The following is a 12,991-nucleotide window of genomic DNA, read 5'->3' as shown; positions in this document are numbered from 1 at the left end:
GGGATGATCACGTGAAGTACATTTCGACGCGGGGCGAGGCCCCTACCCTCGGCTTCTGCGATGCGCTGCTGGCGGGGCTTGCCAGCGACGGCGGGCTCTACGTGCCGAAGGAATGGCCCTCGTTCTCGAAGAAGGAGATCAGGGCGATGCGCGGCATGAGCTACCAGGAGGTCGCCTTCGCCGTGCTTTCGCCCTTCGTCGGCGGCGAGATCGAAGACGAGACGCTCAAGGCGATGATCGCCGAGGCCTATGCCACCTTCCGCCATCCGGCCGTGGCGCCGCTGGTGCAGACCGGGTCGAACGACTTCATCCTCGAACTCTTCCACGGCACCACGCTCGCCTTCAAGGACGTGGCGATGCAGTTGCTGGCGCGGCTGATGGACCATGTGCTGGCCGAGCGCGGCGAGCGCGCCACGATCGTCGGCGCCACCTCGGGCGATACCGGCGGGGCCGCCATCGACGCCTTTGCCGGACGCGAGCGCACCGACATCTTCATCCTCTTCCCGCACGGAAAGGTCTCGCCGGTGCAGCAGCGGCAGATGACCACCTCGAGTGCCGGCAACGTGCATGCGATTGCGGTCAACGGCAACTTCGACGACTGCCAGGACCTCGTCAAGGCGATGTTCAACGACCGGGCTTTCCGCGAGAAGATGCAGCTTTCCGGCGTCAACTCGATCAACTGGGCGCGCATCATGGCCCAGATCGTCTACTATTTCACGAGTGCGGTGGCGCTCGGCGCGCCGGACCGAAAGATCTCCTTCACCGTTCCCACGGGCAATTTCGGCGACATCTTCGCCGGCTTCGTCGCCAAGCGCATGGGCCTTCCCGTCGACCGGCTGGTGATCGCCACCAACGACAACGACATCCTGGCGCGCACGCTCAAGACCGGGCGCTACGAGATGCGCGGCGTCGTCGCCACCACCTCGCCGTCGATGGACATCCAGATCTCGTCGAATTTCGAGCGGCTTTTGTTCGAGGCCCATGGCCGCGATCCGCAGGCGGTCCGCTCCGCGATGGACAGGCTCAAGCAATCGGGCGCCTTCGAGATCGGCGAGAAGGCGCTGAAGACGATCCGCAAGGAATTCCGCGCCGGCCGCGCGACGCAGAAGCAGGTCGCAGCGACGATCGCCGAAACGCTTGAAAAGACCGGCTACCTGCTCGATCCGCACACGGCGACCGGCGTCTTCGTGGCGGCGAAGAACGCCCGCGCGGCGAGCCCGATGGTCACGCTTTCGACCGCCCATCCGGCCAAATTCCCCGCCGCGGTAAAATCGGCCAGCGGTATTGACCCGGCGCTTCCGTCGTGGCTTGCTGGCATGATGCAAAGGGAGGAGCGGTTCGAAATCCTGGATCCGGAACTGGATACCGTTGAAGCCTTCATCGGCAGACACTCCCGAATTCGGGCTTAGCGATCGCGGAAAGTCGGAACATGAAAGTTGAGTGCACCAGGCTGCCGTCAGGTCTGACGGTCGTCACCGAGACCATGCCGCATCTGGAGAGCGTCGCCCTCGGCGTGTGGATCAAGTCCGGCTCCCGAAACGAGACCACCGACGAGCACGGCATCGCCCACCTGCTCGAGCACATGGCCTTCAAGGGCACGGCGCGCCGCACTGCCCGCGAGATCGCCGAGGAGATCGAGAACGTCGGCGGCGAGGTCAATGCCGCCACCTCCACCGAGACCACCTCCTACTACGCCCGCGTGCTCAAGGACCACGTGCCGCTCGCCACCGACATCCTCGCCGACATCCTGACGGAATCGGAATTCGACGAGGAGGAACTGTCGCGGGAAAAGCACGTCATCCTGCAGGAGATCGGGGCGGCCAACGACACGCCTGATGACGTGATCTTCGACAAGTTCTCCGAGGTCGCCTATCGCGACCAGACGATCGGCCGGGCGATCCTCGGCACGCCGGAGACGGTGCTCTCCTTCCAGCCGGCGCAGATCCGCAACTATCTCGGCCGCAACTACACGACCGACCGCATGTTCGTGGTCGCCGCCGGCGCGGTCGAGCACGACAGCTTCGTCAAGGACGTCGAGAAACGCTTCGCGGCGCTGCCGCAGACCCCGTCCGCGCCGCCGGTGCTCGAGGAAGCCCACTATACCGGTGGCGACGTGCGCGAGACGCGCGACCTGATGGACGCGCAGGTGCTGCTCGGCTTCGAGGGCAAGGCCTATCATGCGCGCGACTTCTACTGTTCGCAGATCCTCGCCAACATCCTCGGCGGCGGCATGTCATCGCGGCTGTTCCAGGAAGTGCGCGAGCATCGCGGGCTTTGCTATTCCGTCTATGCCTTCCACTGGGGCTTTTCCGACACCGGCATCTTCGGCATCCATGCGGCGACCGGCGGCGAGAACCTGCCGGAACTGGTGCCGGTGATCGTCGAGGAACTGCGCAAGTCGGCCGACCGGATCGACCAGCAGGAGATCGACCGGGCCCGCGCACAGATCCGCGCGCAGCTTTTGATGGGCCAGGAAAGCCCGGCGGCCCGCGCCGGCCAGATCGCGCGCCAGATGATGCTCTACGGCCGGCCGATCCCGAACGACGAGCTGATGGAGCGCCTCGAAGGCATCACCGTCGACCGGCTGACCGACCTCGCCGGCCGGCTGTTCTTCGACACCCGCCCCACCCTTTCCGCCATCGGCCCGCTGGAGCAGCTCGCTTCCGCGAGCGACATCATCGGCTCGCTGACCCGCAGCGCCCTGCCGCAGCGCGCTGCAGGCTGAGGTGCTGCCTCCGGGCCGGCCTCGCGGGCCGGCAGTCGTCACGACAGGACCTGAAAGGACCGTCGCGGATCGCCCCGCGACGGTCCTTTGACGTCATGCGCCGGCGACCGCCGACGGGAGGCCGTGCCAAAACGAACGACGGCGAGGGCGCAGGGCAACATCCGGTTTGACGGGATCGCCGGCATTGTCCTAGTGTTGGACACAAGGCGGCGCGGTCGGCGCAACGGAGAGAATGCATGGCACGATCGGTCTTTCGGTTCCTGTCGCGGCAGTCCGACACCGTGACGCTCGAAAGCGAAACGCATTTCCTGCGCCTTCCGCGATTTGCCGATTATCGCCAGTGGTATCCGCTTCGCTCCGAAAGCAGGCGCTTCCTCGAGCCCTGGGAGCCGACCTGGCGCAACGACGAGCTTTCCGAGAGTTCCTTCCGTGCCCGCGTCGTGCGCAACGAGCAGGAGTTCGCCAGCGGCCAGGCGCTGCCGCTGTTTCTCTTCCTCAAGGCCGAGGAGCAGCAACTGCTTCTGGGCGGCCTGACGATCGGCTACATCCGCCGCGGCGCCTCGCAATGCTGCATGGTGGGTTACTGGATGGGCGAGCGCCATGCCGGCTGCGGCCACATGCTTTCCGCCCTGAAACTGGCCATCCCCTATATCTTTGGGGAGCTTCAGTTGCACCGTATCGAGGCAGCCTGTATTCCTGACAACGAGCGGAGCATCCGCCTCCTTGAAAAGGCCGGCTTTCAGCGCGAAGGCTACCTGAGGGAATATTTGAAGATAAACGGGGAGTGGCGCGACCACGTGATGTATTCGCTGCTGGCAGGGGACAGGGCCCAGCCGCGAATTCTGGCCGCGCCGGAGAGAGGGCTGCTGGACCCGCAGACGACAGGAAATTAGCGTTCCAATGACAATCCGTTTCGTGCCGACACTGCTGTTCGTCAGCCGGGTGCTCGCCCTTACCCTTCTGGCGGCGCTCTCGCTGGTCGGCCTGCTTGCGTCGACCGCGCAGGCGGTCGAGCCGGTGCAGATCTCCCGCGACGACACGGCACTCGACCTGACGGCGACGACGGAGATCTATACCGGGCGCGGCGACGCCTTCCAGGTCTCCACGGCGCCCGGCACCGACGGCATCGTGCGCCGCATCGAGGTGCGGGCGAGCAACCCCTCGCACGAGGGCGACTGGGCGGTATTCGCGCTCGCCAACATCTCCGAGGAGCAGATCGACCGCGTGATCGTGGCGCCGCATTTCCGGCTGGTGCGCTCCAAGCTGTTCTGGCCCGACCTCGGCTCGCAGCGCATCCTGTCCATCACGCCTAGCGAAGGCTTCGCCCTCGACCGCCAGCAGAGCGAGGAGGCGGACGTGTTTCGCATCACGCTGAACCCGGGCACGGTCGTCACCTTCGTGGCGGAACTGGCAACGCCGGACCTGCCGCAGATCTACCTGTGGGAACCGGACGCCTACAAGGACACGGTCAACGCCTTCACGCTCTATCGCGGCATCGTGCTCGGGATCGCCGGCCTGCTCGCGGTGTTTCTCACCATCCTGTTCGTCGTCAAGGGCACCTCGATGCTGCCGGCGACGGCCGCCCTCGCCTGGGCCGTGCTCGGCTATATCTGCGTCGATTTCGGCTTCCTGTCGAAGCTCATCAGCATCACCGCCGGCGACGAGCGGATATGGCGGGCGGGGACGGAGGTTTCGCTCGCCGTCGGCCTCGTCGTGTTCCTGTTCACCTACCTGAACCTGAACCGTTGGCACGCCCACCTCTCCTACGCCACGCTCGCCTGGATCCTCGGCCTCGGGCTGCTGTTCGGCGTCGCCGTCTACGACCCGCCGATCGCCGCCGGCATCGCCCGGCTCTCGTTCGCGCTGACGGCCTCGGCCGGCATCATCCTGATCGCCTATCTCGGCTTCAACCGCTACGACCGGGCGATCCTGCTCGTGCCTGCCTGGGCGCTGATCCTCGTCTGGCTGTTCGGCGCCTGGATGACGGTGACCGGGCGGCTCGACAACGACATCATCCAGCCCGCGCTCGGCGGCGGCCTGGTGCTGATCGTGCTTCTGATGGGGTTCACGGTGATGCAGCACGCCTTTGCCGGCGGCGCCTACCAGCAGGGCCTGTTCTCCGACCTCGAGCGCCAGTCGCTGGCGCTGACCGGCTCCGGCGACACGGTGTGGGACTGGGACGTGGCGCGCGACCGCGTCGTCACCATTCCCGACATTTCCGCCCAGCTCGGCCTTTCGCCCGGCGTCATGCACGGGGCCGCCCGCAACTGGCTGCCGCGGCTGCATCCCGACGACCGCGACCGCTTCCGCGCCACGCTCGACGTGCTCCTGGAACATCGCCGCGGCCGCCTGAACCACCAGTTCCGCGTCCGCGCCGAGGACGGCCACTACCACTGGCTGGCGATCCGCGCCCGGCCGGTGCTGGGCGCCAATGGCGAGATCATCCGCTGCGTCGGCACCATCGTCGACATCACCGAGCAACGCAATTCCGTCGACCGGCTGCTGCAGGACGCGCTGCACGACAACCTGACCGGCCTGCCCAACCGCCAGGTCTTCCTCGACCGGCTGCAATCGGTTCTGTCGATCGCGGGCTCCGGCGAGGCGGTGCGCCCGACGGTGCTGGCGATCGACATCGACCGCTACAAGCAGGTGAACGACGCACTCGGGATCGCCGCCGGCGACAATATCCTGGTGGCGCTGTCGCGGCGCCTGCGCCGGCTGCTGAAGCCGCAGGACACGCTGTCGCGGCTTTCCGGCGACCAGTTCGGCCTGATCCTGCTTTCGGAGCGCGATCCGGCCAAGGTCGCCGATTTCGCCGATGCGGTGTCGAAGGCGATCACCGTGCCGATCAACTTCGCCAACCGCGAGATCATCCTGACCGCCTCGATCGGGCTCGTCTCCTGGCTCGATCAGCAGCAGGACGCGGCAAGCCTGCTCAACGATGCCGAGCTTGCCATGTACCGGGCGAAGAAGGCCGGCGGCAACCGTGTCGAGCCGTTCCGCCCGGCCTTCCGCACCATGGGCACGGACCGACTGCAGATGGAGACGGACCTGCGCCGGGCGATCGAGCGCAAGGAACTCTCCCTCGTCTACCAGCCGATCGTGCGGCTGTCGGATGCCGAGGTCGCCGGCTTCGAGGCGCTGATGCGCTGGGAGCACCCCAAGCGCGGCAGCATCTCGCCGGAGGAGTTCATCCCCGTCGCCGAGCAGTCCGACCTGATCAGCCAGCTCGGCGCATTCGCCTTCGACAAGGCGGCGAGCGACCTGATGGACTGGCAGTTGCAGACGGGCGACCTGCCGATCTTCGTCTCGGTCAATCTTTCGAGCGCGCAGCTCCTGAACAACGAGCTCTACAACGACGTCCGCGCCGTGCTGTCCAAGACGCGCTGCGAGCCGCACAAGCTGAAGTTCGAGCTGACGGAATCGGTCGTCATGGAGAACGCCGAGCAGGCGCGGCTCGTGCTCAACAAGCTGCGCGAGGCCGGGCTCGGGCTGGCGCTCGACGACTTCGGCACCGGCTATTCCTCGCTCGCCTATCTCACCCGCTTCCCCTTCGACACGATCAAGATCGACAAGGCGCTGGTGCGCGACAGCTCCGACAAGCGGACGGTCCTGCTGCGCTCGGTGATCTCGATGGCGCGGGAGATGGAGATGCAGGTCGTCGCCGAGGGGATCGAGACGGAGGAGGACGCGATCGAACTCGGGCGGATGGGCTGCGAATACGGCCAGAGCTACCTGTTCGGCCCGCCGATCAACTACGATTCGGTGCTGCGGCTTTTGAAGGAACGATTTCCCCTGATGAAGCGCGCCTGAGCACGCTCGCGCCCTGCCCCGGCGGGGCCGCGTCTTGCGCGGCAGCGCTGCCGTCAGCGGTGCGCCTTTGCGACGATGCCGCGGATGAATTCCAGCTTCTCGACCACCGGCTGGGAGAGAACGAAGGGATAGCTGTCCGGCTGTCCCATGGAGCGCTGGATCTCGTTGACGGCGACGCTGAGCGGGATCCAGGCATCGACCAGCCGGTCGGCGCTGACGACGCGATAGGGGTCGAAATCGACCGTCGCCTCCAGTTCGTCGTGCCCTCCCCGCGGATCCGTATTGAGCCCGAAGGCGCGGGCCGTCTCCAGCGTATCGACAATGTGCAGGTAGTGCGCCCAGCATTCGGCGAAGTCTTCCGCCGCATGTGCGCTGGCATAGGTGCTGATGAAGCGCTGCTGCCAGTCGGGCGGCGGGCCGCCCTGGTAATGACGCTCGAGTGCTGCGCCATAGTCCTCGCGCTCGTCGCCGAAGAGTTCGCGGGCGCGCTGCAGATCGGCCTCGTCGCCAAGAAGCTGGCCCCAGTAGAAATGGCCGATCTCGTGGCGCAGATGGCCGAGCAGCGAACGGTAGCGCTCGTCCATGGCGACGCGCACGGCTTCGCGCACGTCGTCGTCGGCCTCCGCCGCCCTGAGGCTGATCAGCCCGTCCTCGTGGCCGGTCATCGCCGGCACGACATTGCCGTTCGCATCGACCTCGTCGGCGAGGAAGTCGAAGACCAGCCCGCCGTCGGGCTGCTGCTCGCGGGTCGGATGCGGCAGGTTCCAGCGCAGCAACGAATAGAACAGGTGGTGCTGCGCGGCAGAGATCCGCCGCCAGCGCTCCAGCCCCACCGGATCGGTGGTCGGCACGACGCGGTTATGGATGCAGACGGCGCAGAAGGCATCCCCGCTCTCGACCGGCACCAGCCAGTTGCAGACGTCGATTGCGGCATTGTCGCAGAAGCGGAAGCCCTGGCCCGCGCGGCCCTCGATCTCCCATGTCCCCTCCTCCGCCATCGGCGCCAGCGCATGGAGACGCATGTCGCCGATATCGAAGCCGAGCCGGGAGCCGCAGCGCACGCAGGCGCGATTGCCGAAATGCAGGGTCTGCCCGCAGGATTCACATTGGAAGAGACGCATGGCGACCTCCGGGCACGATTGCTTTCGGAAAGGGTCCGCGCACAACGCCCATCGACCGAACAGGTTCCGCCGCGGCGAACCGGGACCGCCTTGGGTGCCCGGAGGCGCGCAAGACGCTCAGGCGTGCCCGGCTTCCATGGACAGCATGGCCGGGGTGACGCCCATCAGCGCGAGCGCACGGTCGTACTTCGCCTCGACCGGCGTGTCGAAGATCAGGTCTTCCGATGCCGGGCAGGTCAGCCAGCCGTTGGAGACGATCTCGTTCTCCAGTTGCCCGGCGCCCCAGCCGGCATAGCCGAGCATCAGCAGCCCGCGTTTCGGCCCTTCGCCGCGCGAAATGGCGCGGACGATGTCGAGGGTGGCCGTCAGGCTCATATCGTCGCTGACCGGGATGCTGGATTCGGACGAATAATCGTCTGAGTGGAGCACGAAGCCCCTGCCGCTCTCGACCGGGCCGCCGGAGCGGATCGGGAAATCGATGGTGCGCGACGGCAGGCGGATCACCTCGTCCTCCTCGACCAGTTGGAGGTGCAGCAGGACGTCGGTGAAGCTCATCTGCTGCGGGCGGTTGATGACGAAGCCCATGGCCCCGTCGTCGGAATGGGCGCAGATATAGACGACGGTGCGCTCGAAATTCTTGTCGAGCATACCCGGCATGGCGATCAGGAATTGACCGTCAAGAAAGCCCCGTTCTCGTCTGTTTTTCAGGACCGACATCGCCATAATGCAAACAGCCTATCAATTCGCACCGAAATGAAAAGCGCCTTCTGGTCGCTCCGACGCTTTTGTTCGACGCTGCGGGAGGAACATTGTAAAGAACTGGGACAGCGGCTTCACCATTCAAGTGAACATCTTCGAAAAGGCCGGCCGGAGCCACGCAATCGCCGCCGTGAACGCATAGATCGTGATCCCATGACAGGTTTTCAGACAGGCTTTCACTTCCCTCTCCTTGCCCTCGCGCTGCTGGCGATCTCGCCGGGGGCGGGCTCTGCGGCAACCTCGCCCTGGGCGGAGACGGAGGGCGGCCGCGTCCGCCTGATCGTGCTGCCGGAGGAGGTGGACGGGCGCATTCCCGCCCTCCTCGACATCGAGCTGCAGCCGGGCTGGAAGACCTACTGGCGCGATCCGGGCGAGAGCGGGATCTCGCCCACGGTCACGATGGCGCCGGAGAGCGGGCTGGTCGTGGAGGCGATCCGCTTTCCCCTGCCCAAGCGCTTTTCCGACGGCTTCACCGCCTATACCGGCTACGACCGCTCGCTCGCCCTGCCGCTGACGCTGAAGCGGCAGCAGGCGACGCAGGGCGATCGCATCACGGCCTCGGTCTTCCTCGGCGTCTGCGAGAACATCTGCATCCCGCTGCAGGCGGAGCTTTCGGTGGACATGGCCAAGGTGTCCGTCGCCAACCCGATCGAGGCCGCGATGGCGGCGGCGGCCGAGGCTGCCCTGCCGGCGGCGGCCTCGCCCGACTTCGCCGTCACAGAGGCCCGCTGGAACACCGAGGGCAGCGCCCTTTCCGTCATCTTCACCGCGCCGGAGCCTTCGGCGGGGAAGCCGTTGCAGGTGTTCGTTTCCGGGCCGGAGGGCTTCCAGTTCGATACCGGGGCGGCACCGGTGCGCAGCGGCGATTCCTACCGCGTCAACGTCCCGCTGCGGCACAAGCCGAAGGCGGCCAGCCTCGAAGACGCCGCCCTTCTCTTCACCGCCGAGAGCGGCGGCCGGGCGATGGAAATGCCGCTTGTCATCGACTGACCAGCGCCTATTATCCGCGGCCGACCGCCGGCGCAATTCGCGCGGCGAAGACAAGCCAAGGAGAACGATCGTGACGATTGCCGTAGGAGAGAAACTGCCCGACCTGAAGCTCAAGGAACCGACCGCGGACGGCCCGGCGGAGGTCTCGACCGGCGATCTGTTCAAGGGCAAGCGCGTCGTGCTCTTCGCCGTTCCCGGCGCGTTTACGCCGACCTGCTCGCTGAACCACCTGCCCGGCTATCTGGAGAACCGCGACGCGATCCTCGCCAAGGGCGTCGACGAGATCGCCGTCATCGCCGTCAACGACCCGTTCGTCATGACCGCATGGGCCAAGGAGACCGGCGGCCTCGGCAAGATCCGCTTCCTCGCCGACGGCAGCGCCCAGTTCGCCAAGGCTGTCGGCCTCGACATCGACCTCACCCCCAACGGCCTCGGCGTGCGCTCCAAGCGCTATTCGATGCTGGTCGAGGACGGCGTGGTCAAGACGCTCAACATCGAGGAAAGCCCCGGCCAGGCGACCGTCTCGGCGGCGGCGGCGATGATCGGGCAGCTCTGAAGGCCGAGCTCATCTGGCGATAAAATTCCTCCTGCCGCGAAAGGCGCAAGATGCGTCCCGCGGCGGGAGCGACCTGCCCCCCCATTCTCGTTTCGACCGTTAGGCAATATGCGAAAGCGCCGCCCGGTAGTCTTCTTCGCGATTGCACCAGATGACGGCGAAACAGGACGTCCAGCCCTTCAACTTCATCGCGGCATGGCGGTGGTTTCCGTCGCGGACAAGAAGACGCCCCCCTTGCCATTCGACGATCAGGGGCGGCAAGCTTTCCGCATCGACGAGGCCGTCGGAAATGACGTCGATCCGCTCGCTCCACACATCGCCGGGGACACGATAGGCCATTCCGGCCTCCGGTCCGCAACAGCGCTCCAGCCGCGAAAGCTCCAGGGAGACGGGACCGATCCAATGGCGCTCCTGAAGCAGGAGCCCGTCGCGAAGCCCATGATTCGCCCAGTAGCCGCTTGCAAGATAGTCCAGCACCCAACACTGCAGCCGGCCTGACCGGGCACTCTCCGCGCATGTTTCGAGGTCAAACATCGTGCGCTCTCACCGCTTCTTGAACGGCTCCATGCCCATGCGCGCGAGTTCGTCGGCCCGTTCGTTTTCCGGGTGGCCGGCGTGGCCCTTGACCCAGTGCAGCGTCACCTTGTGGCGGCGACGGGCTTCGTCGAGGGCCTGCCAGAGCTCGCCGTTCTTGACCGGCTTCTTGTCGGCGGTCTTCCAGCCGTTCTTCTTCCAGCCATGGATCCACTTCTCGATGCCGTCCATGACGTATTTGGAGTCGGTGTAGAGATCGACCTCGCAGGGCGCCTTGAGCGCGTCGAGCGCGGAGATCGCGGCCAGAAGCTCCATGCGGTTGTTGGTCGTCTGCGGTTCGCCGCCGGAGAGCTCCTTCTCGACCTCGCCATAGCGCAGCACCGCCCCCCAGCCGCCCGGGCCCGGATTGCCCGAGCAGGCTCCGTCGGTGAAAATATCGACATGCTTCATCTGTGCACCAGGCCGTATTCTTCCGCCGACTTCACCTGGCGATGGAAGCGCAGCTTCCTCAGGTATTCGAGCGGATCCTTCTTCACGACGAGCGCGCCCGGCGGCGTCGTCAGCCAGTCGTAGAGGCGCGTGAGGAAGAATCGCAGCGCCGAGCCGCGGGCGAGCAGCGGCAGCGAGCGCAGTTCCGCGCCGTTCAGCGGCCGCACCTGCTCGTAGCCGTCCAGCAGCGCCATGCCCTTGGTCAGGTTGAACGAGCCGTCCTTCTCGAAGCACCAGGCGTTGAGGCAGATGGAGACATCATAGGCAAAGGTGTCGTTGCAGGCGAAGTAGAAATCGATCAGGCCGGAGAGCTGGTCGCCGATGAAGAAGACGTTGTCGGGGAAGAGATCGGCATGGATGACGCCGTGCGGCAGCGTCTTCGGCCAGTGGCTTTCGAGGAAGGCCAGTTCCTCGGCGATTTCGCCCTGCAGGCCGGGCTCGACTTCGTCGGCGCGGGCGGCGGACTTGTCCCAGAGCGGCCGCCAGCCGTCGACGGAGAGCGCATTCCTGCGGGTGAGCTGGAAGCCCGCGCCTGCGACATGCATCTCCGCCAGCGCCCGGCCGACCTCGCGGCAGTGCTTCGCCGCCGGCTTGCGCAGCCACATGCCCTCGAGAAAGGTGATCATGGCGGCGGGCCGGCCGGAAAGCTCGCCCAGCAACGCGCCGTCCTTGCGCGACAGCGGCAGCGGGCAGCTCAGGCCGCGATCGGCCAGATGATGCATCAGGCCGAGGAAGAACGGCAGGTCCTTCGGCTCGACGCGCTTTTCGTAGAGCGTCAGGATGAAGGCGCCCTTGGTCGTGTGCAGCAGGAAATTGGAATTCTCGACGCCCTCGGCGATGCCCTTGTACGAGAGCAGCGTCCCCACCTCGTAGTCGGTCAGAAAGCGGGCGAGGTCGTCCTCGGTGATATCGGTGTAGACTGCCAAATCTCTAGCTCACGCTCCGGGCCCGGCGGCCCCCATCCTATTCGCCGTTGACGAAGGCCATGTCGGCCGGCGTCAGTTCGACGTTGCGCAGTTCGCGGTTCACGAGGAAATTCTCCGTCTCCTCCACCGTGTCGGCCAGTTCGACCGTGGTGTCGTAGCGGGCGCGGAAGGCCTCGATGATCTCGTCGACGATGACTTCGGGGGCCGAAGCACCCGCCGACAGGCCGACGGTACTGACATCGCCGAGGCCGTTCCAGTCGATTTCGGACGCGCGCTGGACAAGCAACGACTTTTTGGCCCCTGCCCTGAGTGCGACCTCGACGAGGCGCTTGGAATTAGACGAATTCGGTGCGCCGACGATGAGGAAGAGGTCGCAGCCGGGGGCTGCCTGCTTGACCGCCTCCTGCCGGTTGGTGGTGGCGTAGCAGATCGAATCGGCCGCCGGCGCCGTCAGGTTGGGAAAGCGCTCCTTCAGCCGCGCGATCACGCCGGCCGTGTCGTCCACCGACAGGGTGGTCTGGGTGACGAAGCCGAGATTGTCGGGATCGGCCGGCTGATAGACGTCGGCATCCTCGATCGTCTCGACGAGCGAGACGGTCCCCTCCGGCAGTTGCCCCATCGTGCCGATCACCTCGGGATGGCCGGCATGGCCGATCAGGATGACATGGCGGCCGAGACGCTGGTGGCGTATGGCCTGCTTGTGCACCTTCGAGACCAGCGGGCAGGTGGCGTCGAGGTAGAAAAGATTGCGGGAGACGGCATCCTCGGGCACCGACTTCGGCACGCCATGGGCGGAGAAGACGACCGGCTGGGCGCGGTGCTCCTCGGGGATCTCGTCCAGTTCCTCGACGAAGATCGCGCCCTTCGCTTCCAGTCCCTCGACGACGTAGCGGTTGTGCACGATCTCGTGGCGCACATAGACCGGCGCCCCATAGGCCTTCAGCGCCAGCACGACGATCTGGATCGCCCGGTCGACGCCGGCGCAGAAGCCGCGCGGGCCGCACAGGCGGATCGTCAGGGGAGAGAGGGCAGTCGAAGAAGCCATGTCAGGATGTCACCGGTGTCCGATTGATGTAGG

The 12,991-nt window shown here is 66.2% G+C and carries 11 protein-coding genes and 1 pseudogene; 6 read left to right on the top strand and 6 right to left on the bottom strand.

Going from position 1 to position 12,991, the window contains the following annotated elements; genetic code table 11:
- The first annotated feature begins 11 nt into the window (after positions 1 to 11).
- The 4 genes and pseudogenes from thrC to OCK02_RS04795 form a co-directional block, all read left to right on the top strand.
- Positions 12 to 1,409 carry a threonine synthase gene (gene thrC, locus OCK02_RS04810; protein ID WP_263811817.1) on the top strand — a complete coding sequence of 466 codons (1,398 nt, stop codon included), beginning with the start codon at positions 12 to 14 and terminating at the stop codon, positions 1,407 to 1,409.
- Positions 1,410 to 1,429: 20 nt separating this feature from the next.
- Positions 1,430 to 2,725 carry a M16 family metallopeptidase gene (locus OCK02_RS04805; RefSeq protein ID WP_263811816.1) on the top strand — a complete coding sequence of 432 codons (1,296 nt, stop codon included), beginning with the start codon at positions 1,430 to 1,432 and terminating at the stop codon, positions 2,723 to 2,725.
- A gap of 236 nt (positions 2,726 to 2,961) precedes the next feature.
- The gene (locus OCK02_RS04800) at positions 2,962 to 3,618 is read left to right on the top strand and encodes a GNAT family N-acetyltransferase (RefSeq protein ID WP_230802968.1); all 657 of its coding nucleotides are present in this window, start codon (positions 2,962 to 2,964) and stop codon (positions 3,616 to 3,618) included.
- A gap of 97 nt (positions 3,619 to 3,715) precedes the next feature.
- A pseudogene (locus OCK02_RS04795) lies at positions 3,716 to 6,538 on the top strand (EAL domain-containing protein); the annotation flags it as partial.
- 53 nt (positions 6,539 to 6,591) lie between these two features.
- Here the strand turns inward: OCK02_RS04795 and OCK02_RS04790 are convergent.
- A complete protein-coding gene (locus tag OCK02_RS04790; RefSeq protein WP_263811814.1) occupies positions 6,592 to 7,659 on the bottom strand; it encodes a putative zinc-binding metallopeptidase in 1,068 nt (355 codons plus the stop codon).
- Positions 7,660 to 7,776: 117 nt separating this feature from the next.
- On the bottom strand, positions 7,777 to 8,382 hold the full coding sequence (locus OCK02_RS04785; RefSeq protein ID WP_230802966.1) for a YqgE/AlgH family protein: 606 nt from the start codon (positions 8,380 to 8,382) through the stop codon (positions 7,777 to 7,779).
- Positions 8,383 to 8,571: 189 nt separating this feature from the next.
- On the opposite strand from OCK02_RS04785, the gene OCK02_RS04780 reads away from it, so the two are divergent.
- Together OCK02_RS04780 and OCK02_RS04775 are read left to right on the top strand one after the other, a co-directional pair.
- Positions 8,572 to 9,408, top strand: a complete 837-nt coding sequence (locus tag OCK02_RS04780) for a protein-disulfide reductase DsbD domain-containing protein (RefSeq protein ID WP_263811813.1) — start codon at positions 8,572 to 8,574, stop codon at positions 9,406 to 9,408.
- A gap of 70 nt (positions 9,409 to 9,478) precedes the next feature.
- A complete protein-coding gene (locus OCK02_RS04775) occupies positions 9,479 to 9,964 on the top strand; it encodes a peroxiredoxin (protein WP_230802964.1) in 486 nt (161 codons plus the stop codon).
- 99 nt (positions 9,965 to 10,063) lie between these two features.
- Here the strand turns inward: OCK02_RS04775 and OCK02_RS04770 are convergent, their stop codons facing one another.
- From OCK02_RS04770 to ispH, 4 genes are read right to left on the bottom strand one after another with little or no spacing between them, the layout of a single operon-like run.
- A complete protein-coding gene (locus OCK02_RS04770) occupies positions 10,064 to 10,498 on the bottom strand; it encodes a hypothetical protein (RefSeq protein ID WP_263811812.1) in 435 nt (144 codons plus the stop codon).
- A 9-nt stretch (positions 10,499 to 10,507) separates the two neighbouring features.
- Positions 10,508 to 10,948 (bottom strand): ribonuclease HI, encoded by a 441-nt coding sequence (rnhA, locus tag OCK02_RS04765; protein ID WP_112615298.1) that lies wholly within the window; start codon positions 10,946 to 10,948, stop codon positions 10,508 to 10,510.
- The gene (locus OCK02_RS04760) at positions 10,945 to 11,913 is read right to left on the bottom strand and encodes a homoserine kinase (protein WP_263811811.1); all 969 of its coding nucleotides are present in this window, start codon (positions 11,911 to 11,913) and stop codon (positions 10,945 to 10,947) included. Before OCK02_RS04760 ends, rnhA begins: the two co-directional genes overlap by 4 nt.
- A 37-nt stretch (positions 11,914 to 11,950) precedes the next feature.
- Entirely contained in the window at positions 11,951 to 12,958 is a 1,008-nt protein-coding gene (ispH, locus tag OCK02_RS04755; protein ID WP_263811810.1) for a 4-hydroxy-3-methylbut-2-enyl diphosphate reductase, read from the bottom strand.
- Between the last annotated feature and the right edge of the window lie 33 nt (positions 12,959 to 12,991).

Origin of the sequence: Rhizobium sp. TRM96647, assembly GCF_025780115.1 — a bacterium.
Taxonomy (GTDB): Bacteria; Pseudomonadota; Alphaproteobacteria; order Rhizobiales; family Rhizobiaceae; genus Mycoplana.
This window is presented reverse-complemented; position numbering and strand designations above follow the sequence as displayed.